The 19641-nt window shown below is 61.3% G+C and carries 23 protein-coding genes; 10 read left to right on the top strand and 13 right to left on the bottom strand.

All coding sequences use genetic code 11. The features are described from left to right. Positions 1–247: 247 nt before the first annotated feature. The 6 genes from NA619_RS22350 to NA619_RS22325 form a co-directional block, all read right to left on the bottom strand. On the bottom strand, positions 248–583 hold the full coding sequence (locus NA619_RS22350; RefSeq protein ID WP_255963984.1) for a DUF3325 domain-containing protein: 336 nt from the start codon (positions 581–583) through the stop codon (positions 248–250). Beyond that, a complete protein-coding gene (locus NA619_RS22345; RefSeq protein WP_255963983.1) occupies positions 580–2145 on the bottom strand; it encodes a PepSY-associated TM helix domain-containing protein in 1566 nt (521 codons plus the stop codon). Before NA619_RS22345 ends, NA619_RS22350 begins: the two co-directional genes overlap by 4 nt. Continuing rightward, positions 2142–2444: an iron transporter gene (locus NA619_RS22340; RefSeq protein WP_255963982.1), complete on the bottom strand. Its 303-nt coding sequence runs from the start codon at positions 2442–2444 to the stop codon at positions 2142–2144. Before NA619_RS22340 ends, NA619_RS22345 begins: the two co-directional genes overlap by 4 nt. A gap of 134 nt (positions 2445–2578) precedes the next feature. Continuing rightward, positions 2579–4627 carry a TonB-dependent receptor domain-containing protein gene (locus NA619_RS22335; RefSeq protein ID WP_255963981.1) on the bottom strand — a complete coding sequence of 683 codons (2049 nt, stop codon included), beginning with the start codon at positions 4625–4627 and terminating at the stop codon, positions 2579–2581. Positions 4628–4750: 123 nt separating this feature from the next. Next, a complete protein-coding gene (locus tag NA619_RS22330; RefSeq protein WP_255963980.1) occupies positions 4751–6082 on the bottom strand; it encodes a HAMP domain-containing sensor histidine kinase in 1332 nt (443 codons plus the stop codon). Beyond that, complete coding sequence (locus NA619_RS22325) at positions 6082–6783, bottom strand: response regulator transcription factor (protein WP_255963979.1); 702 nt, start codon at positions 6781–6783, stop codon at positions 6082–6084. Before NA619_RS22325 ends, NA619_RS22330 begins: the two co-directional genes overlap by 1 nt. A gap of 161 nt (positions 6784–6944) precedes the next feature. Between NA619_RS22325 and NA619_RS22320 the strand changes: the two genes are divergently transcribed. From NA619_RS22320 to NA619_RS22295, 6 genes are all read left to right on the top strand, one after another. Then, positions 6945–7790 carry a CAP domain-containing protein gene (locus tag NA619_RS22320; RefSeq protein ID WP_255963978.1) on the top strand — a complete coding sequence of 282 codons (846 nt, stop codon included), beginning with the start codon at positions 6945–6947 and terminating at the stop codon, positions 7788–7790. Between the two features lie 137 nt (positions 7791–7927). Further along, positions 7928–8080, top strand: coding sequence for a hypothetical protein (locus NA619_RS22315; RefSeq protein ID WP_255963977.1), 153 nt, complete (start codon positions 7928–7930; stop codon positions 8078–8080). Positions 8081–8212: 132 nt separating this feature from the next. Next, complete coding sequence (locus NA619_RS22310; RefSeq protein ID WP_255963976.1) at positions 8213–8341, top strand: hypothetical protein; 129 nt, start codon at positions 8213–8215, stop codon at positions 8339–8341. 194 nt (positions 8342–8535) lie between these two features. Next, positions 8536–9138: a DJ-1/PfpI family protein gene (locus NA619_RS22305; protein ID WP_255963975.1), complete on the top strand. Its 603-nt coding sequence runs from the start codon at positions 8536–8538 to the stop codon at positions 9136–9138. Positions 9139–9218: 80 nt separating this feature from the next. Then, positions 9219–9683, top strand: a complete 465-nt coding sequence (locus NA619_RS22300) for an Rrf2 family transcriptional regulator (protein WP_255963974.1) — start codon at positions 9219–9221, stop codon at positions 9681–9683. Between the two features lie 88 nt (positions 9684–9771). Further along, entirely contained in the window at positions 9772–10662 is an 891-nt protein-coding gene (locus tag NA619_RS22295; RefSeq protein ID WP_255963973.1) for an NAD(P)/FAD-dependent oxidoreductase, read from the top strand. A 144-nt stretch (positions 10663–10806) separates the two neighbouring features. Here NA619_RS22295 and NA619_RS22290 read toward each other — a convergent pair whose 3' ends face one another. Together NA619_RS22290 and NA619_RS22285 are read right to left on the bottom strand one after the other, a co-directional pair. After that, entirely contained in the window at positions 10807–11154 is a 348-nt protein-coding gene (locus tag NA619_RS22290) for a cupin domain-containing protein (RefSeq protein ID WP_255963972.1), read from the bottom strand. Positions 11155–11383: 229 nt separating this feature from the next. Beyond that, positions 11384–12445 (bottom strand): SDR family oxidoreductase, encoded by a 1062-nt coding sequence (locus NA619_RS22285; protein ID WP_255963971.1) that lies wholly within the window; start codon positions 12443–12445, stop codon positions 11384–11386. 88 nt (positions 12446–12533) lie between these two features. Here NA619_RS22285 and NA619_RS22280 point away from each other — a divergent pair, with 88 nt between their 5' ends. Together NA619_RS22280 and NA619_RS22275 are read left to right on the top strand one after the other, a co-directional pair. Then, a complete protein-coding gene (locus NA619_RS22280) occupies positions 12534–12920 on the top strand; it encodes a winged helix-turn-helix transcriptional regulator (RefSeq protein WP_255963970.1) in 387 nt (128 codons plus the stop codon). Between the two features lie 294 nt (positions 12921–13214). Continuing rightward, the gene (locus NA619_RS22275) at positions 13215–13991 is read left to right on the top strand and encodes a type IV pili methyl-accepting chemotaxis transducer N-terminal domain-containing protein (protein ID WP_255963969.1); all 777 of its coding nucleotides are present in this window, start codon (positions 13215–13217) and stop codon (positions 13989–13991) included. Positions 13992–14087: 96 nt separating this feature from the next. Here NA619_RS22275 and NA619_RS22270 read toward each other — a convergent pair whose 3' ends face one another. Then, positions 14088–14474: an ester cyclase gene (locus NA619_RS22270; protein ID WP_255963968.1), complete on the bottom strand. Its 387-nt coding sequence runs from the start codon at positions 14472–14474 to the stop codon at positions 14088–14090. 113 nt (positions 14475–14587) lie between these two features. Further along, positions 14588–15691, bottom strand: coding sequence for a DUF2855 family protein (locus NA619_RS22265; protein WP_255963967.1), 1104 nt, complete (start codon positions 15689–15691; stop codon positions 14588–14590). A 73-nt stretch (positions 15692–15764) separates the two neighbouring features. Here NA619_RS22265 and NA619_RS22260 point away from each other — a divergent pair, with 73 nt between their 5' ends. Next, positions 15765–16397: a TetR/AcrR family transcriptional regulator gene (locus NA619_RS22260; RefSeq protein WP_255963966.1), complete on the top strand. Its 633-nt coding sequence runs from the start codon at positions 15765–15767 to the stop codon at positions 16395–16397. Between the two features lie 31 nt (positions 16398–16428). Here NA619_RS22260 and NA619_RS22255 read toward each other — a convergent pair whose 3' ends face one another. Beyond that, the gene (locus tag NA619_RS22255; protein ID WP_255963965.1) at positions 16429–16920 is read right to left on the bottom strand and encodes an RNA methyltransferase; all 492 of its coding nucleotides are present in this window, start codon (positions 16918–16920) and stop codon (positions 16429–16431) included. A gap of 155 nt (positions 16921–17075) precedes the next feature. On the opposite strand from NA619_RS22255, the gene NA619_RS22250 reads away from it, so the two are divergent. Next, entirely contained in the window at positions 17076–17816 is a 741-nt protein-coding gene (locus NA619_RS22250; RefSeq protein ID WP_255963964.1) for a class I SAM-dependent DNA methyltransferase, read from the top strand. A gap of 141 nt (positions 17817–17957) precedes the next feature. Here NA619_RS22250 and NA619_RS22245 read toward each other — a convergent pair whose 3' ends face one another. After that, positions 17958–18401 (bottom strand): DUF2846 domain-containing protein, encoded by a 444-nt coding sequence (locus NA619_RS22245; protein WP_255963963.1) that lies wholly within the window; start codon positions 18399–18401, stop codon positions 17958–17960. A gap of 245 nt (positions 18402–18646) precedes the next feature. Beyond that, on the bottom strand, positions 18647–19342 hold the full coding sequence (locus tag NA619_RS22240) for a GNAT family N-acetyltransferase (RefSeq protein WP_255963962.1): 696 nt from the start codon (positions 19340–19342) through the stop codon (positions 18647–18649). Positions 19343–19641: the final 299 nt, after the last annotated feature.

Raw genomic sequence — 19641 nt, 5'->3', positions numbered from 1 at the left:
ACGGCGGCAAGCTTTCGGAACAACGGGAAACCGATTGCCGGTTTCTGCCAAATCGCCGTACAGCCTCGTGCATGCGCCAAACCGCAAGGCGGTACGGCAGAGGCGTCAAGAATCGGCGAGCCATGAAAGCGGTGGGGCGTCTAGGCCGTACCGCTTGCAGGAAGGATGCTGTCGCAGCATTTGAATCACGATACAGCAACGAGGGTTTTATTGTCGGTGCTTGGTCGCCCGCGATTTCGCCGGGTCATCAGATCAGGGTGGCGACCGCCCAGATCAGCCCTCCAACCAGCGGCAGGTTCACCGCCAGTCGTGGTGCATAGGGCAGCAACATCAGTAACGCAAACCCAGCCAGTGAAATAAGGCCGAACCACCCGACCACTGCCATCCCTCCCGGCCAGACCTGAAAAGCCGCGTAGACGGCGAACCCGAGCAGTACACAGCCGGCTGGGGCACACAGTTGACGAAGCCCGGCCGGCACGCGTGGGCTGATCAGGTGCTTCCAGTGACGCTCCTTGCCCAGGCAAAAGCCGAGCATGCCGGCATAAGCCAGCAGGAGCGTGGCGAATAGCGCCGAACCGCTCATGACGAAGCTCCGGCAACGGGGCGATCAAGGCGAGCCGAGCGGGCCTTTCGCGCGGCAATCACAGTTGGAATTTTCCATACCGTCCAGCCCAGCAGTAGCCCCATAAAAGCGACGGTCGCCAGCAGTGACAAGCGCATGACGTCCAGCGAACCTTCAGAAGTCCATAGATCCAGCACCGGCAGCGTGAAAGCCAATAGCGCGGCAGTGGAAAGCTGTTCGCGCCAGGCATGTAGCGGGCTACGCAGCCAGCCGTGCATCCAGCTGAGCGCCCATACGCCGAAGAACAGCCGCAGCTCCCAGTCCTGACGCGCGGCCAGCTCCATTGGCAGCAAACGGTTGCCCCACAGAAGCGCGACGCAAGCCAGGGAAAGCCCGGCGACGACGGCCACGTTCAGGCTCTCCACCATCCGCAGGAAATGCGCATTGGCCTTGGCTTGCTTGCGCTGCTTGACTGCATAGAGCACCAGCCCCGTGCCGATCATGGCGCAGCTGACAAGACCGCAGATGAAGTACAGCCAGCGCATTGGATAACTGCCGAACTGGGCGAAGTGCAGGCCGGCCATTACGCGTTGCGTCAGTTGGCTGGTGCGCGACGGTTCCGGTGCGTGGATCAGCTCGCCGGTGACACCGTCGAACAGAATGCCTTCGCCCTTGGTCAGCTCCATGCGATTGCCCAGTACCGGCCGTGCCGTGACCTTGGCATTGGCGCGACCGGGGTTGATGACGGCCAGGCCGCCGATCATGCCTGCACCATAGTGGGCCTCGGCGCGGCTGACGATCTCGCTCAGCGGGAGCAGCGGTGCGGCAGCTGCCAATTCAGGCTTGCCACCACGGCCTTCGCCACGCAGCGCCTGCTGTTCCGCCCAGATCGGCTGTGCCTTGTTGAAATAGGCTTGGGTATCGCCGTCGTACAGGGCGTCCACCGCTGCAGGCATGTAGAGCAGATAGAAGATGGCAAGGCCTGTGTAGGTGATCATCAGATGGAATGGCAGCAGCAGAACGGCGCTGGCGTTGTGGCCATCAAGCCAGGAGCGCTGCCCTTTGGCCGGACGGAAGGTGAAGAATTCCTTGAAGATCTTTTTGTGAATGATGATGCCGCTGATCAACGCCACCAGCATCGCCATGGCTGCGAAGCCGACCACCCAAACCCCGAGCGTCCGGGGAAGGTGCAGGGTGTAATGGAAGTGGAAGAAGAAGTTGCCGCCGATGGTCTCCCGCGGCGCGATTGTCTCGCCGGTCAAAGAGTCGAGATGAGTGGCGCTGCCGCCACCACGGCGGCGCTCACCGACAGAGACGGCCAGATCAGGCGCACGCTCGGTGGGCAGGCTGATGTTCCAGTTCGTTTCGTCCGCATGGCGCTCTGTTAGCCAACGCTGCGCCGTGTCCGCAGCGGACGCAGCCGATTGCTGTTGATCGGTCAGTTCGGGCTGCATCCACCAGTTGATTTCCTTATCGAACACCGCGAGGGTTCCGGTGAGAAAGATGGCGAACAGCATCCAGCCGACCAACAGCCCGCACCAGGTGTGCAGCCAGGACATGGATTGCGTCAGGCTGCCTTTCATCGCACCACCTCCAGCAGCTGCGGCCAGAAACCGACGACGGCCAGCGGCAAGGCGAGGCTCAGCCCGATCAGCACCCGTCGCAGCGAGGCCGCAGCAAATGCCCACAGCACGAACACCAGATAGACGACGAATGACAGCAGCGACGCCGTGGCAATGGCGTCCACCGGCTCGAGCGGCAGCAACCGCGCAAGCGCGGCGGTGAAGGCATAGGTGAAGGCGTAGCCTCCCAGCAAGGCGAGCCCGATGCGGGCGGTAATTGCGGGCCAGGTACTTCGTGATTGAGTGGCGGAACAAGTCACGACGGGCTCTCGATGAGATGCGGCTGAGGTCATACCAAAAAGCCCGACGGTTGCTTTGCAGCCGGTCGGGCAGTTCATTCGAGGCGGAGATAGCGCGCCGGAAAAGGCTGCGCGACCTACCGCTTCGTGGTCGCTTAGAAGTCGACCGTCATGCCAACCACCACCCGCCGGCCATCAAGCACGACCTCGTAGTCCTCATTGGTGATTTCCTTGTTGGCGATGTTGTAGAGACCGGCCTTCACATCGACGTTGTTGGTTAGCTGATACACGACGCCGGCGTCGAAGAAGCCATAGCCAGGCGTGCCGTCAGACATGCTGGTGCGGCTCAGGTAGGTGCTGGTCTCGCTGCGATAGTTGCCCTGCAGCCAAGCGTTCAGGCGAGGCGTCGCTTGCCAGTCGAGCAGGGCGTTGGCCATGTGCTTGGGCTGCTTGTTCAGCGGGTCACCTTTGAACTCACCGGTCTTTTGCTCAGAGTCGGTGAAGGTGTAGCTGGTGCTCAGGTGCAGGTTTGGCAAGAAGTTATAGTCCAGAGTCCATTCGACGCCCTGCATGATGGCTTCGTCGACATTCATCCGCGTGCTGAGAAAGTAGAAGTTGTTGCCGCCGAAATTGCAGGACCAGGCGGCAACGTTGTTGCGGTTGGCGTTGGAGCCACCTGTATCGGTTTCGCAGATTCGATCCTCGGTGATCTTGTCCTTGTACTGGGTGTAGAACGCCATGACGCTGGTGCCGAAGCCCAACTCACGGTTGTCGTAATTGAAGCCCAGCTCGTAATTGGTACTGGTTTCCGGCTCCAGTTCTGTGTTGCCGATGATCAGTCCGCGGGGGTAGGGCGCAGGGGAACCACCGCCGCCGGTGCCGCGTCCGAAGCCCTCGGTGGCATCCGCAAGGCCAGGCTGCTTGTAGCCGGTAGACACGCCGCCTTTGAGCGTCAGGTTCGGGGTGGATTGGTACACCCCATAGAGGCGCGGCGATAGGTGGCCGCCGAATAGCTCGTCGTCGTTGTAGCGCAGGCCCGTTGTGATCGCCAGGTCGTCGGTCACGCCCCATTCCGCCTCGGCAAACACCGCTGCCAGCCAGCGGTCAACGCTCGCCACGGCCCCCGGTACGTTCGAAACCAGCAGCCCGTTAGACTTATCGGTGAAGTCTTCGTACTTGTACTGCCCACCCACGGTGAACACGTGCGAGCCCCAGAAGTAGCTCGCCTGCGTATTCAACGTGGTCACCTCTTCACGCTTGGTCAGGTCTTGAACGCGCTCTGATGTGTCGTGTTGCAGGTAGCTTGAGATCTGCCAGTCGGCATAGTGGCCGTCATGGGCGAGGGTGTAGATGTCCTTTTCGTAGTCCGTCGTGTTCTTCGTCGCGGTGATGTCGATGCTGCTGCCCGGATGATGGGTGTCGTTCAGGCGCGCGGCCTGGTAGCCGAGCGACAAGCGGTTGCGCTCGTCAGGCGTCAGGTAGAGTTCAATACCGCCTTGCTTGCGCTGGCTGTCCGGTGTGCTGGCAGCGCCATCGCCGCCACCGACATAGTCACTTTCGTCCGCCCGGGTGTAGCTGCCGTTCAGCCTCGCCCCAAGCAGGCCGGGTATCAACGCGCCGCCGAGGTAGAAGTTGGCGGTCGCCTCGTCTTCGTTGACGTCGTTCAGCGAGTGGCTGTATTCGGTGGAAACGGTGCCCGCCCAGGCGTCACCGCCCTTGCGGGTGATGATGTTGATGACGCCACCCATGGCTTCGGAGCCGTACAGCGAGGACATCGGGCCGCGGATCACTTCGATGCGCTCGATCATTGCTAGGGGTGGAAGGCCGATCTGCTTGCCGCCATCGCTGCCGTTGGTATTCACCGAGCGACCTGCGGAGATGGGACGTCCGTCGACGAGATAAAGGGTGTAGGCCGAGCTCATGCCGCGGACACTGATGTCCTGCATGTTGCCCCCACCGGTGACATAAACGCCGGGGATGTTTTTCATCGCATCGACGATATTGGTGTAGGACTGTTTCTCAAGCTGCTCACGGGTGATTACAGAAATGCTTGCGGGTGCCTTGGCGATGTTCTGCTCATAGCCTGCAGCGGTCACGACTGTAGTCGGCTGGAGTTCGAGCGGTTCTTCGGCAAACGCCGGTGCACTCATCCAGGTTGCCATGGCGACAGCGCCCGCCAGGCGGTTCCGATTGAAAATGACCATCCCGCTTTACTCCCTGAGCCTTTGCTTTTTTGATGCGGCTTTGCAGGCCGCAAAAATCGGCACGTCATTCGCGCCGACCGCAATGCTAGTTATTCTCATTTGAGAGTAAAGCGCATTTACAATCTATACACTTCGCAGCCGGATCGTCATACGCAGGCCTGCGTCGCCTTGTTCTGCCCAGATGCTGCCGCCTTGCATCAGCACCATGCCCCGGGCGATTGCCAGACCCAGCCCGAACCCATCGCCTCCAGGGCGCGCGGCGCTGAGTCGGGCGAAGGGTCGAAAAATCACCGGGAGCTGATCCTGCGGTACGCCTGGCCCCTGGTCCTCGATTCGCAACTGCCAGAAGTCGCCGTCACGTTCGGCCGACAAGCAGACCACTCCGTCCATCGGGGAATAGCGGATCGCATTGCGCAGGATGTTTTCCATCCCCTGAGCCAGCGCGTTGAGGTTGCCGAGCACCTGGCAGTCTTCGGGCAGCCTTGCCTTGATTCGCTCGCGCGGCCACCCGGCTTCGAAACAGGCGTTTTCGCAGAGCAGATCCCAGAGGGCCGCCACTTCAACCGGCTCGCACTCGAAGCGAGGCTGTTCCGAATCCAGCCAGGCGAATTCAAGAGTGCTGTCGACCAGCTGCTGCATGCTGGTGATTTCGCGGTCGGTGCGGCTGCGCATTTCATCCGCGCTCAGATCGCTTTCGCAGGCGACGCGCAATCGGCTCAGCGGGGTGCGCAGCTCGTGTGAAAGGTCGCGAAGCAATTGCTGCTGCTGGGCGATTGAATCGCGCAGGCGTTGGGTGAGGTACTCCAGTGAACGGCCCAGTTCACCGAGTTCGTCGCTGCGCCTTGCGATAGAGGGCGGCAGCAGCGAGTCGAGGCGGTTGCCGCGAAGCGCGTTGGCCTGTTGGCGCAGCCGGTCCAGCGGGGAAACCAGCAAGCGGTAGAGCAACCAGCAGAACAGCATCGACAACAGGACCAGCGGCAGGTAAACCCCGCCAGCGGTCAGCAGGGCATGGTTGCGCCAGGGGCGAAAGCGCTCCGGAAGCCGCATCATCAGCTTCGCGCCTGTGCCTTCCAGCGGCACGGAGACCAGCGGCAGCCCCTCGTAGCGTCGGCTCATGGGCCAATCGTAGTGCCGCACGAACGTGAGCATTTGCCGCTCTTCGTCGCTCAGGGATTGGCCGCCAAGGGGCTGCAGCTGGTCATCGACGACGACCAGCCAGCTCGATTCTCTTGTCTGCATGCCCGCAAGCCACTGCGTCAGCGCGGCCGGGCCGTTCTGTAGGGCGGAGCGTGCTTCGTTCGCGTACCCGGAAAGCGTAGTGCGCGCCTCTTCGGTAAGGTAGGAGCTGGACCGGTCGATCTGACGGCTCACATAGCCGCTAGCCCAGATCATCGAGAGGCAGAAACCGGCCACCAGCACCAAAAGACGCCAGAACAGCGAATGACGGTTGGGCATCAGCTGGCCTGCACATCCAGTACGTAGCCCTTGCCCCAGACCGACTCCAGACGCAACGCCACCGCCTGCTCGCGGGCGAGCTTGCGGCGGATGTTGCTGATATGCATGTCGAGGCTGCGATCATGCTGCGAATAACCGCGTCGCAGGGCCTGCTGATACAGGAACGGCTTGCTCAGCACTTCGCCTGCGGCATCGTGCAGGACCTTCATCAACCGGAACTCAGTGGCCGTCAAGCCGATCCAGCGGCCCTCGTAGCGAAGGTCGTTGCGTTGATCGTCGAAGCGCATCGACTCGTCGTTCGCGGCTGCCGGGACGTTCCGCTCGTAGGTCACGCGTCGCAGGATGGCGGCGATGCGCACCTGCAACTCCTCAATGCTGAATGGTTTGGGCAGGTAGTCATCCGCGCCGCTGTCGAACCCCTGGATGCGATGGGCTTCGTTGCCCAGCGCCGACATCATCAGCACTGGCGTACGGCGTCGTGCGCGCAGGCGGGTCAGCAGTTCCATGCCGCTGAGTTCCGGCAGCATCACGTCAAGCAGGATCAGGTCATAGGCCGAGTCGCTCGCCAGTGCCAGGCCGGTCGCGCCGTCACTGGCGAGCGTGACCTCGAAGCCACGGCTCTCCAGTGAGGTTTTCAGATGGGTGCCGAGAATGGGATCGTCCTCGATTGCGAGGATCTGTTGGGTGGCCGAAGCAGACATACGCAAGTCCGGTGCAAATAAGAACGATTATAGATTGCGTGGCGGGCGGCACGGCAAGCGAGACAACAATCGGCAGGCGCGTTGCGCTGCTCAGGCTCGACGTGAAGGGCGATGAAGGTGCATCTTCAGCGGCTCGCCGATCCTGCTCACCGGAGACATCCATGCGCCTGCTCTTTTCTTTATCGCTCGTACTGGCATTGCTTTGCGGGAGTCATGTCGTTAGCGCCGCGGAAGAGGAGGCGCAGTTGATCGAGTCGATCAATGCCTACCGCAGCGAAGTGCAGCGCTGCGACGACCGCGCGAGCGAGGAACTGACGCCCCTGCAGGCGGACACGCGGCTGGTGCTACCCGCCACGAGCGCTGGTGACTTACAAGGCGCGCTGGCCCGTGCGGGCTACCCGATGGTCAACGTGCAGGCGGTCAGCCTGTCCGGCCCGCGCGATGCCCAAGCGGCCATGCAGGCTCTGCGCGCGAGCTTCTGCCGTGTGGTTCTCGACCCGCAATATGTCGATATCGGTGTCAGTCGCGAAGGGCGTGATTGGCGCATCGTCGTTGCAAGGCCGCTGCTGGGCGGCCATCTGAAAGATAGCCAGACCGAAGGCCAAAGCCTGCTTGGGGAAATCAACCGTGTTCGCGGGACGGCTCGTCAGTGCGGCGGCAAGCCCTTTGCTGCAACCGAGCCGTTGAGCTGGAATACAACGCTTGCCGAACTTGCCGAGAGCCACACTCGCAGCATGGCCAACGGCAACTACTTCAGCCATCTCGATCCCGATGGCCGCACGCCGGGTGATCGGGCCGAGCTGGCCGGCTATCCCGGCTCACCGGTCGGGCAAAACATCGCCGCTGCGCTGGACCGGCCGCGGCAGGTTGTCGAAGGTTGGCTGTCGAGCCCAGGCCATTGCGCCAACTTGATGAATCCGCAATTCACTGACATGGGCGCTGCCTACGCCGTGGACCCGCGCAGTGACGCAGGCATCTATTGGGTCGGGATGTTTGGCGGGCAGTGATCGACTGTTGATCGAAGGTCAAGAAGTCTGCCATCCACCGAACGACCAGCCCTTCGGCGTGTTCAAAACGTGAGCGCTAGGCAGCGCTTCGATTGCCTTGAGAGGCTGACGCGTTCAATCGACGGAGAATCGCTGACATGACCAACTCGAAAGACCCGCTCAACGATGAGCTGACCCCATCCGATCACGATGAGCACGGCAACGCACGCGAGCCAGACGATGATACCGACGCGCAGGACAGGGGCGAACCGAAGAACGAGCCTAACCCGGGTGAGAGTCCGCTCGGCTAGTGGCGCGAACGTCCGCCTCGCTCCAATCGTGCGGCCTGCTGGACAATCTATGGCTCAAGCCCTAAAAAGACGCGCGTTGTGCCGGGCCGAGAGGCGCGTTCCGGCACCTAGCTCATCGAGAGGCAGTGAACCGTGAGAAAGAAGAAACCTGTGGACCCTGTGCGGCAGGCTGAAAAGAACCGGGCGCACCGCATAGGCTGGGTGATCGCTCTGGCCGGAATCGTGGTTGGCTTCGCGCTGGTGATGATGAAACAGGGCTGAGCGACCATCCGTGTTCAGCGCATGATCGATCGTTGATAGAGGCCGAGTGCAGTGTGGGTGATTCTGCAATCACTCTCAGACTTTCTGGTCGGGGTCGTCCAAGCAGGCTGTACCGGCGTCGCAGGCATCAGCTGTGTCTTTCGCGTCTGCCGGCGTCGCGCCGAGAATGGGCCGGACTACTCAGCGAGCCCTTTATGCACGTTGCCATTCTGACCTTCGAAGGTTTCAACGAGCTGGATTCGCTCATCGCTCTGGGCATCCTCAATCGGATCAAGCAGCCGGGATGGCAGGTGTCGCTTGCGTCACCCAGTGAAACCGTCACTTCCATGAACGGCGTTCTGCTGCATCGTCAGGTTCCGCTGGATGTGATCGAAACATGCGAGGCCGTGCTTGTCGGCAGTGGCATCAACACCCGCGAGATCGCAATGGATGCCGATGTGATGCAGATGCTGGCGCGGCTCGATCCCGCACGTCAGCTAGTCGGCGCGCAATGCTCAGGCACATTGCTGCTGGCCAAGCTGGGACTGCTCGATGGCGTGCCCAGCTGTACCGATCTCACCACCAAGCCCTGGGTGGAGGAAGCGGGAATAGAGGTGCTCGAACAGCCATTCTTCGCCAAAGTCAACATTGCAACCTCTGGCGGGTGCCTGGCTTCAATCTATCTCGCCGCCTGGACCATTGCCCGCCTGGCTGGGCGTGAAGCCGCCGCCGAGGCGCTGCACTATGTCGCGCCTGTCGGAGAGAAGGGCGCGTACGTCGAGCGAGCAATGGGCAATATCGAGCGCTATCTGTCGTAGCCTTCGCTCCGCCGCGTGTCCTTCGCATCGGTTGCGTTGTATGGTGCGAGCCGAGCCCGCCACTGATCGAAACGCCCGTCATGAGAACCGATAGCCGCCTGTCCCGCATGCTTCACGTCCTGCTCCACATGGCGCGTGACGAGCGCCCGGTCACTTCCGAACAGATTGCGCAGATGCTCGGGACCAATGCTGCAGTGGTGCGCCGGACCATGGCCGGTCTGCGCAAGGCTGGCTATGTTCGCACGGACAAAGGCTATAACGGCGGCTGGAGCCTCTCGGTCGATCTGAATCAGGTCACCTTGCTGGATATTCACAACGCGGTCGGCGGGCCGCGCATCTTCGCCATCGGTGCTGATCGCGACAACCCGGATTGCCTGGTCGAGCGCGTGGTCAACGCCGCGCTGGAAGATGCCATGCAGCAAGCCGAAGCCCTGCTCTTGCACCGCCTTGGCTCCCTGACCCTGGCTGATCTGTCCGGGCAATTCAATGCGCTGTGCAATACCTGCCAGCCTATGTCGGCCGTCCAAGAGCCACTCGACTCCTGACTGAAGAAACGCGCTCAACCGCTTTCCAGTCTTTCGGTTATTAGTGTAACTTCAAAAGATACCTAAATTAACGTAAGAGGAATCGAGCATGTTTCATGACGTGATCATCATCGGTGGAAGTTATGCGGGCCTCTCGGCCGGTTTGCCTCTGGCGCGCGCTCGCCGGCGGGTACTGGTGATCGATGCAGGCCAGCGACGCAACCGTTTCGCTGCGACGTCCCATGGGTTTCTGACGCAGGATGGCATTTCACCGGACGAGATCGCCGCAGATGGCCGTGCCCAGTTGATGAACTACGACACCGTCGACTGGCACCATGCAAATGTTGTCTCGGCCGAGCGTGACGGTGAGGGATTCTGCGTCACTGACGGATACGATAAGCAGCACCGCGCCAGCGTGCTGATTCTCGCCAGTGGCGTTGTAGACGAATTGCCAGCCATTCCAGGCCTGGCCGAGCGCTGGGGCACCCAGGTATTCCATTGTCCGTACTGTCACGGCTACGAGCTGCAACAGGGACGCATCGGCGTACTCGCCACGTCGCAACTCTCAATGCACCACGCGCTCATGCTGCCCGACTGGGGCACTACGACGCTGCTACTCAACGACGCCTTCACCCCATCGAGTGATGAGCTGGCTCAGCTGGTTAAACGCGGCACTTCGCTGGAGCGCACCGCTGTCGTGCGATTGGACGGCGGCGAGCCGCTTGACGTGCAACTGCAGGATGGCCGCAGCCTGGCGTTCGATGGGATATTCGTCGCCCCGCGGATGCACCTCTCGCCGCTGGTGACGCAGTTGGGATGCGAAGTGGAGGAGGGACCGCTTGGCTCATTCATCAAGACCGATCCAACCAAAGCCACGTCGGTCCCGGGCGTATTCGCCTGCGGTGATACGGCCCGTGCGGCTGGCTCTGTGCCGCTGGCGGTTGGCGATGGCGCCATGGCCGGCGTCGGCGCGCATCGGGCACTGATGTTCGGAGTCTGAAAGGATAGAGCAGCTGACTGCCTGAATATCCTGGCGTCGGCGATTGGCAGTTGCCGGCAAGGAGTGCTGTGTTCCAAAGCCCAACACCGCAGCGCCAGCTGCGGCGTACCCACCTCACGCATGGGACGCCGCAAGCGTTAGCGATCAGGCGAACACGAAGTACTTGCGCACGGTTTCGACGACTTCCCAAGTGCCGGTCATGCCCGGCTCTACCACGAAGATATCGCCGGCCTTGAGATGGATAGGCTCCATGCCGTCTGGCGTGATGATGCAGTAGCCTTCCTGGAAGTGGCAGTATTCCCATTTGACGTATTCCACTCGCCATTTACCGGGCGTGCAGATCCAAGTACCCATGATTTTGCTGCCGTCATCGGAGGTGTAGGCGTTGAGGTTGACGGTATGCGGCTCGCCTTCGATCCGCTCCCATTTGCACGCGTCGACAACGGGCATGGGCTGGGTATCGCGCAGTACGGTGATTGGTGCGTTGGCCATGGGTGCTCCTGGTCAGTGGGTGTAGGCCGCCCACCATAGAGCGGTGCCCAATTGGCCAGTTATCTGGGGTCGACCCCCTGATGCTCATCTGCGCTATGTGGGAGTGCTGTCGGCGGATCAGTGGCGAACCGGGTCGACCAGCTCCACGGCTCGAATGCTCGCGCGTAGCGCGTAGGAAAGGGCGAGCATTCAAAGCGCGTGCGCTCCGGTTGCTGAGGCTCAGACCTGATCAGGGGATCAATTTGCTCGCACGCAACCTGGCAAATACGTTGAAGAACGCGTCGTCACTTGCCTGATAATCCAGAAAGCCGAGCTTTCGGCTCTTCGACATGTCTGTCACCACCTCGATCGGGCGCCCCAGGTCGGCGTCGGTGTGCCATGGCGAGATGAGCTTGCCGAGGTCCGCTTCAGCCAAACCGAACTGCTTGGCCATCTTTGCCCAGACCTCGGCATCGTTTGCCATCTGTTGTTCCAGCGGAGCGGGCTGGCCATCGAAGGCTGCCGCCTCGATGCCGAACCACTCGGCAATTCGTGTCCACATCCACTTCCAGCGGAACACATCGCCGTTAACGATGTTGAAGGCCTGGTTGGCCGCGGCCGGTGTGGTCGAAGCCCAGTGCAGGTGCTTGGCGAGCTGCCCCGCGTCGGTCATGTCGGTCAGGCTGTTCCACTGGACGTCCGAGCCAGGGAAGCGGAATGGCCGACCGGTGAAGCGGCAGATCGCGGCGTAGACGGCCAGTGTCGTCGCCATGTTCATCGCATTACCCACTGCGATTCCGGTGACGGTGTGAGGCCGGTGAACGCTCCAGCTGAAACCGTCGCGTTCGGCCGCGGCAAACACTTCGTCTTCCTGTGCGTAATAAAAGTTCTCTACGTCTAGCCGGCCCTGTTCTTCACGAAACGGCGTCTGCGGCAGCGTACCCTTGCCATAGGCTTCGAACGGTCCGAGGTAATGCTTGAGGCCGGTGACCAACGCCACATGGCGGACTGAGTTGGAGGCCCTCACGGCTTCGAGCACATTGCGAATCATCAGCGCATTGACGCGGATATTCTCCGCCTCGTTGGCCTGACGCGCCCAAGTGGTGAGGAACACATGGGTCGGTGCGACGCTGCCAAGCTTGGACGCCAGCGAGGCGGGGTCCAGCAGATCCGCGCTGATCGGGGTGACACCCGATTCCTGACTCGGGCGACGGGCCAGGCCGGCGACTGCCCAGCCTTCCTCGGCCAACAGGCGAGACACCGCACTGCCAACGATTCCACTCGACCCGACCACCAGTGCTTGATTTGTCATCTTCAGAACCCCACAAAGCGAAACAGACCTGCACCTTACCCACTCGAAAATGCCGAACCAAGTCGGCACCAAATGGTAACCATCCCCCATGCAACCCGGCTCTGATGAAGAAAAATGGCGCGAAGACTGCGCGCCAAGACGCGTGCTCGAGATCTTCTCGACCAAGTGGACCAGCATGATTCTGCACACACTGCATGCGCGGCACGAAGGCGTCGCGCGCAGCGGTGCGTTGCATCGCAGCCTTCCGGGCATCTCCAAAAAGATGCTGGTGCAGACGCTGCGCGAGCTTGAAGCCAGCGGCCTGATCGAACGCCACACGCTCGACTCGGTACCGCCAGCGGTGAGCTACGCACTTTCGCCGCTCGGCAAACTCATGGTCCAGCCGATTGAAATGATCTATGACTGGGCGCGGCAGAACTCCAGCGCGCTGGATCAACTGCAGCCGCGAAGTACGTCGCGCAGGCGGGGTGCGTAAAACGGCTATCGGAAGGGCGGATGCGATGCGCCGCTCAACAGGTGCTCGCCCAACGGTGATGTGGATACGGCTGATCTTCGCGCCTCCAGGCGCTACTCCAGCACCTGGCTTTATGGTGCATCGCTTCACACTTCCAGCACGCAGCGTCGTCGCTTTCGGCCTCTGCAAGGTTCGAGAAAGGTTGGGCGAATCCAATGGCGGGCTGAGCGGCGCATCAACGCGATTGTTTGCGGCGGGCTCAGACGCTGGTCGCAGATGCGGCCTGCGCTCTTCTCAAGCCAGAAAGGATTTACCGTGTTGATCAAGAAATCTCTGCGCGCACTGCTGTTGGGTTGCAGTCTGCTGAGTGCGACGTGCTGGGCCGAAATGGCACCGTTGGAAGTCATGAACATGGCCGGCCTGCAGCGCAGCCTGGGCCAGATCGTGGCCAAGGATTACCTTATGATCGGTGCCGGCGTGAAGGTGGACGAGGCTACCGAGCAACGGGCCGCGAGCCTGGCGTTGTTCGAAGATCACCATGCCCAGCTCAAGGCGGCTGCCCCGAACGACGCCATCCGCGTTGCGTTGACGAAAGTCGAGAGCACCTGGGTCGACTACCGTGCCCTGGCAGCCAGTGAACCGGACAAGGCCCAGGCACCCGCCGTGCTGGCCAAGGCCGAAGAGCTGGTCCGCCAGACGCAGCAGGTCACCGACCTGTTCGAACAACACATTGGCGATGCCGCGTCGCATTCGATCAACCGCAGTGGCTGGAATCGTGTGCTGACCCAGCGTACTGCAATGTTCTACATGGCCCGTGCCTGGGGTGTGCAGGACCCGGAGCTAGAAAAGGAGTTTGCAGCCTCGGTGGAAGAGTTCGGCGTCATCATGGCCGAACTGCAGGCGGCTGAAGCGCCTAACGCGGAAATCGCCGAAGCCCTGCGCAAGACCGACGCCCGCTGGAAGTTCGCGAGCAAGGCCTTCACCTCCGAGCAATTCGTACCCACCATCGTTGCGGTGAATGCCGAGTCGATGTTCCGCCAGCTCAACGAAATGACCCGCCTCTACGCTGGCCTGCACGACAACCGTCTGTAAGCCCCTTCTCTCGGCGCGCTTGACGATCAGGCGCGCCGCGCTCCCAGTACCCCCCAAATCTGCCAGTCGCAACGAGCACTCTGACGGCCCGCCTGATCAGAGCTGATCGCCAACCGCGGCCTTGTCGATCACAGACCGGACATTCCTGATCTTTCTCTTGCCGAACTCGTAGAACACGTTTTCGGTAAATGTCACCCGCTTTCCGTTCACCGCAAAGCCGAACAGTTCGCCTATGGGTGTGCAATCGAAGAGCAGCTGCGCCGCCACATGAGGCGGTTCGGCGATCAACAGCCCGATAGTGAATTGCAGATCGGGAATCGCTCGAAAGTCCGCTTCGAGCATCTGGCGATAGCCCTCCAGTCCGACAAACCTGCCGTTGTAATGCACCTCGTCATGGACGAAGCGGCCCAGCTCGGGCCAATTCTGGCTGTTCAAGCAGGCAATGTAGCCTCGGTAGCAATCTGTGATCTCTTCACCAGTCATCTTCGTTCCCCAACCCAAGTCCGATAGTCAGGCTAGCGACTTGCCCGAGATACGCCAGCCGCGCAGGCCCGACTAAGGTCGGCCGGCTCGGCTAGCGCGGCTGTGAGACGTGGTCAGGCGAGGATCACGGCGTGGCCTTCCAGTGGATTGATGTTTCCCTTGATCAGGGATTCGGCCAGCGTTTGTGCCGCTTCAAGGCCGGCGTGCTCGTTCACCTGCATCCAGGGCTGCTGTGAGTCGCTCACGCGGGCGATGAAGGCCAGCTGCGCTTCGTTGAAGCGGCGGGTCACCTCGGCTGGCCCCCAGTCCGCGTTGCGTTTCTTGATCTGATAAGGCGCGAAATAGGGCTGTGGCTGCGGGCCGGCCAACGTCTGGTCGGGCTCAGCATAATCCTGACTCTGGGCTGAACCGGCGTAGCAGTCGTACACCAGAGCGTCCTTGAAATGGCCGTGAATCTGTTGGCGGAGGCTGGTGTTCCCTGAGAAATCGACATAGAGGGTGGGCACGCTCGGATCCAGCGAGGTGAGCTGATCGTATGCCAGCGTCTGGCGATAGCAGCCGAGGCGCTGGACGAAGTCGGTATTGCCGGCCGAAGTCAGGCCGATCATCTGCACGGCCGGATTGTCCTGCAGGCAGAACGCGGTGCCGTACGCCGTCTTGCTCGACGCGCTGGACACCAGAATCTGCCGCGCGCCGAAGAAGGCGTTATCGTCGAGAAAGTCGGCCAGCATGAACGAGGTGATGAACAGCGGACGCAGCAACATCTGGTAGTTCTCGCTCTCAGCGCGATACGCATCGTCGCTGCTGATGCGCTGATACTGGTTGTAGGCCGATGTCAGCGCGAGCCGATGCTCAGCGCCATCATAGAAACCGCGGTCGCTCACCCGCACCGGCTGCATGACCAAATGGCTGGCTATCGGCCAGAAACCATAGAAGCGTTCGCCCTTCGCCAGGCCGTCTACAGTGCTTTCCACGACCTCGGCGAATCCCCACGCCGGCATGTGGAACCAATCGGCCGCGCCAGTCGGGAAGAAATCCCAATAGCGCAGATGAGGGGTCTCGCCGAATGCGGCATAGGTGACATTATTGGTGGTCAGTGCCAGTCGGCTGATCCGAAGCAGGGCTTCGCCGGGCTTGAGTTCCGGCATCGGGCGGCTCTGAATGCGGGTCTGCTCCATGTCTTTCTTGTTGTTCTGCAACTGGCGAATGACGCTCATCGGTGGCACCTTGGCTGGGTAAATGGACGGCATTGACTGTAGCCCTTTCGATTCACCGCCGGGTTCGGATTTCATGAGCACACGATTGCCGAGCGCCAAGCCGCTCAAACGGCCCACTCAGCAGCGCGCCAAGGCCACTGTTCAGGCGATTTTCGACAGCTATGTTCGGATATGGCAGCGCGACGGCTGGCCGCGATTGACCACCCGTGCGGTCGCCCTGGAAGCCGGCGTGGCCATCGGCACCCTGTACGACTATTTCCCCAGTAAACATGCGCTGCACTCGGGCTACGTGCGCTATTGCGTCGAGCAGCTGCTGGATGCCATCGACGCTCAGGCCGTAACGCCCGCAACACTCGCCTGGCCAGAGCGCATTCGGCGGCTGGTGCGCACGCTGGCCGGGGTCGAGCCCCAACTACCGTGGTTTCATCCGGACATGCTTGAGCTGGAAACTCTGGTGGCCGAGCCCAAGCATCAGCGCCGCGTATACGAGGACCTGCTGGGCGCCTGGCAGCGGGTCATCGACGCGGCTACTGATCTGCCGGTTCGCCCGGAGGCTGCGACTCTGGAAGCCCTTCATCTTTCGGTCTGGGGCGGACGCCGCTACGCCATGCTGGTGCAGCTTGAAGCGGATCGGATGGGCGCATGGGCAAGCTGCATGGAGCAGCTGTGTCTGGACAGACTGGCAGGGCCGGGCGTGCCGGCGTGATCGTAGCGGGTCAGCAAAGGCGTTCGATTGGCTATGTCGTTTGCTGAGGCTCGCGTCCGAAGCCAGGGCCGGAACGGGTGTTGTTGCCTTTCGCCATGCGGTCATACAGGACCACATTCACCGTCGCTGCGAGGTTCATGCAGCCATTGGTAGGGATGTAGACCACGTCCTCGCACCAGTCCCGGATCTCCTTGCTCAACGAACCATCTTCGGCGCCGAAGATGTACATGGCGCGGTCCGGATGGGTGTACTGGGGAAGGGGGCGGGCTCCGTCGACCAGCTCCACCGCTACCGGTACGCACCCGAGCGGCAGGATCTTGCGCAGATCATCGATGTTGATCAGCGGGATGTCTTGATGGACCTTCTTGGTGTCGGTGATGAAGTCCCGGGCGCGGTCGTAGCGCGTGCCGGTGTAGAACACCGAAGCAACGCCATAACACCCCGCCGCACGCATGACTGCGCCCACGTTGGAAGGCGACTTCGGATTGCTCAAGCCGATGCAGGCATATCGTTTGTTGCTCAAGGGAAGGGCTCGCGGCAAAACCGGCAGTATAAGGGGCGCGTCATGCATTTGAAGGCTGAAAAGCCGCAAAGCAAGATCAGCGCAATTTCCAGGCGATTTCCATGTGGTCGGGATAATATGCGCGCCCACTGATTCCTCGCGTACATCAGGCCACCATGCCCGGCACCGCCATCTATACCGACCTGTCCGGTTACTACGACCTCATGTGCGCTGATATCGACTACAGCGCGCAAAGCGGCTGCGTCCATCGTCTGCAACAACTGCTCGGCAATGGAGGCAATAGGCATCTGGACCTGGCCTGTGGGACCGGCCCGCATGTGCGGCATTTTCTCGATGCGGGCTATCAAAGCAGAGGGCTCGACATCAATCAGCCCATGTTGGACCGGGCGGCCATGCGCTGCCCTGAAGCCCGGTTTTCTCTACAGGACATGTGCGCCTTCACGGTCGATCAACCGGTCGACCTGATCACCTGCTTTCTGTATTCCATCCATTACAGCGCGAGCCTTGAGCGGTTGCAGGCGTGCATCGCGCGGGCGCATGAGGCGTTGGCACCGGGTGGGCTGTTCTGCTTCAACGCCGTGGACAAGCACACCATCGACAATCGCTCCTTCGTCTCACACACCGCCAAGCACGCCGATGGCCTGTTCAGCTTCAGCTCGGGTTGGCACTACCCCGGCACCGGAGAGCAGCAACTTTTAAGGCTTCGCATCGAAAGAGTCGGTGGGGAAAGTCGGATATGGCAGGACGAACACGCCATGGTGGCGGTGAGTTTCAGTGAACTGTCCGAGCTGTTGCAGCCCTGCTTCGACGTCCAGGTGCTAGAGCATGATTACCAGAAGATCATTCCCTGGAACGGCGCGTCCGGGAACGCGATATTTGCCTGTGTGAAGCGCTGAACGGGCATTGAATGAAAACTCTGTGATGACAGATGAAAAAAGCCCCGCGATTGCGGGGCTATCTTTTTGCATTAGCGACATACCGTCCGTATTGGGTCAGCGCCCAACTACCGGGCGTAGCCGCCTGGAATGTCGCAGACGTTAACGAGCGAGTTCTGTGCCCGCCACTGCCTTCTGGCCTTCGCTTTCCGAGACTTCGGTCAGCCTGGCGCCACCGACGAACAGGCCCATCTTTATCGACTGACGTACATAGTGGTTCTTGCCAGGCTGCGCATTCAGCTCAATCAAGTTGTCGCTGAACTCCGACTCGGTGGCCAGTGTGTGCAGGCCTGGCGTGATCAGCCGGTAGAAATAGGTGTTGGCAGCGGTTTCGCCGATGACTTCACCATCGACCTTAACCGATTTCTTCAGGGCGGCCCCGAGCATCGAGTCGCGGAAGATGTACAGGCCGGCCTGATCCTGCGATGGAGCCGGGAAGGCTTTGAGCGCCTGGTCCTTTTCGGGGGATTCCATGGGTACCGACGCGCAGCCGGTTAGTACGGCGAAGCTCAGCGCCGCGGCGCTCATCATGAAGTGCTTGAACATGAGTACTCGTTCCTGAGTGTTGGGCAGACAGCTGGCTGCCATCAAAGTGCCAGCGCGCGCAGATTAACCTCAGAACATTTGTGGGCAAGGGCTGGTGCGTGGTTTGGTGGTATGGATCACGCTTTTCGCGCGACTCAGGACGGGCGGCGCTGCTGGTGATTGCTAGATCTACGGACTAGATGAGCGCACCTAAGGCAGCGGTCCATCCCATCGCCCCATCGCCCCATCGCCGCTGCGTGACACACTCAATGCAAGCGCTTCGCTGCCGAGTACGTCCCTGCCACGTGAAGCGCTTGCCGGGCCATGTCATCGAGCAGTTCATCTCGCGCTTTCTCCGCCTCGCTCATTGCCTCCGCTCCGTGCTGCTTCACCAGATAGCTGTGGATCTGCCGGACTTCCTGGGAATGAAAGATGGGCTCCAGATCCTGCACCGCCACCACGCCGTTCGAAGCCTGGCTGCGGGTATTCATCACCACCTGCGGGCCGCGCGCGGCCAAGGGGTGAAAGCCCAGCGCCTGGAAGTACGGCACCTTGCTTGCCACGCAAGCCACCTCTGCATGGGGATAGCGCGCGACCATCTGTTCGATCATGGCGCGGCCGATGCCCTGACGGCGATGGATGGCCTGCACTGCCAGATAGACCAGCGAGCACGCATCAGGGTCGTCCACAAAAGGCAGGTACAGCGCGAAGCCGAGCAGGCGGGCCGGGTCGTCGGCATCCAGCGCTATCGTCAGCCTTGGTTTGCCGGCCTGCGCGCCATCCATGCTGTCCAGATAGCGATGCACCTCGAACCCGACCACGTACTGATACAGCTGATACAGCGGATTGCTAGGCGTGAGCGAGACCGGGCTGATATCGCTCAGATAGTCCACCACCATCTGCAGCACCTGGCTTTTCATGGATTCTGGCGGCGGGGTGTCCAGGTGGGAGAGGGTGAACATGGCTGGGCTCCGGCATGACAGATAAGGCGGGCATTGTACCGGCCAAGGGCATCGCGACGTGGGCCGCGCTGCAGGTGCAATAAGAGCAGCGCCTTTTTCAATGACGATGGGCCTGCGGGCGGCCCAAGAGGATCGCTTCTGCGCTATCGATCCTATAGCGAAATTCCATACTGGCGCCGTCCGCCATTCCCCACTAAGCGCCAGCCCCCGTGGCATCAGTGTTTGAAGCGAAAACAGGGTCTGCCGGGAGTGAGAAATGCCGGATTTATGGGTTTTGTTCAGTTCAGGAGTCGATGCTA

The organism is Stutzerimonas stutzeri, assembly GCF_024448895.1.
Lineage (GTDB): Bacteria > Pseudomonadota > Gammaproteobacteria > Pseudomonadales > Pseudomonadaceae > Stutzerimonas > Stutzerimonas stutzeri_Q.
This window is presented reverse-complemented; position numbering and strand designations above follow the sequence as displayed.

Excerpts from the sequence above, each read along its gene's own strand:
- NA619_RS22350 (WP_255963984.1), bottom strand. The coding sequence starts at position 583 with ATGAGCGGTTCGGCGCTATTCGCCACGCTCCTGCTGGCTTATGCCGGC.
- NA619_RS22345 (WP_255963983.1), bottom strand. The coding sequence starts at position 2,145 with ATGAAAGGCAGCCTGACGCAATCCATGTCCTGGCTGCACACCTGGTGC.
- NA619_RS22335 (WP_255963981.1), bottom strand. The coding sequence starts at position 4,627 with ATGGTCATTTTCAATCGGAACCGCCTGGCGGGCGCTGTCGCCATGGCA.
- NA619_RS22330 (WP_255963980.1), bottom strand. The coding sequence starts at position 6,082 with ATGCCCAACCGTCATTCGCTGTTCTGGCGTCTTTTGGTGCTGGTGGCC.
- NA619_RS22325 (WP_255963979.1), bottom strand. The coding sequence starts at position 6,783 with ATGTCTGCTTCGGCCACCCAACAGATCCTCGCAATCGAGGACGATCCC.
- NA619_RS22320 (WP_255963978.1), top strand. The coding sequence starts at position 6,945 with ATGCGCCTGCTCTTTTCTTTATCGCTCGTACTGGCATTGCTTTGCGGG.
- NA619_RS22315 (WP_255963977.1), top strand. The coding sequence starts at position 7,928 with ATGACCAACTCGAAAGACCCGCTCAACGATGAGCTGACCCCATCCGAT.
- NA619_RS22305 (WP_255963975.1), top strand. The coding sequence starts at position 8,536 with ATGCACGTTGCCATTCTGACCTTCGAAGGTTTCAACGAGCTGGATTCG.
- NA619_RS22300 (WP_255963974.1), top strand. The coding sequence starts at position 9,219 with ATGAGAACCGATAGCCGCCTGTCCCGCATGCTTCACGTCCTGCTCCAC.
- NA619_RS22295 (WP_255963973.1), top strand. The coding sequence starts at position 9,772 with ATGTTTCATGACGTGATCATCATCGGTGGAAGTTATGCGGGCCTCTCG.
- NA619_RS22290 (WP_255963972.1), bottom strand. The coding sequence starts at position 11,154 with ATGGCCAACGCACCAATCACCGTACTGCGCGATACCCAGCCCATGCCC.
- NA619_RS22285 (WP_255963971.1), bottom strand. The coding sequence starts at position 12,445 with ATGACAAATCAAGCACTGGTGGTCGGGTCGAGTGGAATCGTTGGCAGT.
- NA619_RS22280 (WP_255963970.1), top strand. The coding sequence starts at position 12,534 with ATGCAACCCGGCTCTGATGAAGAAAAATGGCGCGAAGACTGCGCGCCA.
- NA619_RS22270 (WP_255963968.1), bottom strand. The coding sequence starts at position 14,474 with ATGACTGGTGAAGAGATCACAGATTGCTACCGAGGCTACATTGCCTGC.
- NA619_RS22265 (WP_255963967.1), bottom strand. The coding sequence starts at position 15,691 with ATGAGCGTCATTCGCCAGTTGCAGAACAACAAGAAAGACATGGAGCAG.
- NA619_RS22260 (WP_255963966.1), top strand. The coding sequence starts at position 15,765 with ATGAGCACACGATTGCCGAGCGCCAAGCCGCTCAAACGGCCCACTCAG.
- NA619_RS22250 (WP_255963964.1), top strand. The coding sequence starts at position 17,076 with ATGCCCGGCACCGCCATCTATACCGACCTGTCCGGTTACTACGACCTC.
- NA619_RS22245 (WP_255963963.1), bottom strand. The coding sequence starts at position 18,401 with ATGTTCAAGCACTTCATGATGAGCGCCGCGGCGCTGAGCTTCGCCGTA.
- NA619_RS22240 (WP_255963962.1), bottom strand. The coding sequence starts at position 19,342 with ATGTTCACCCTCTCCCACCTGGACACCCCGCCGCCAGAATCCATGAAA.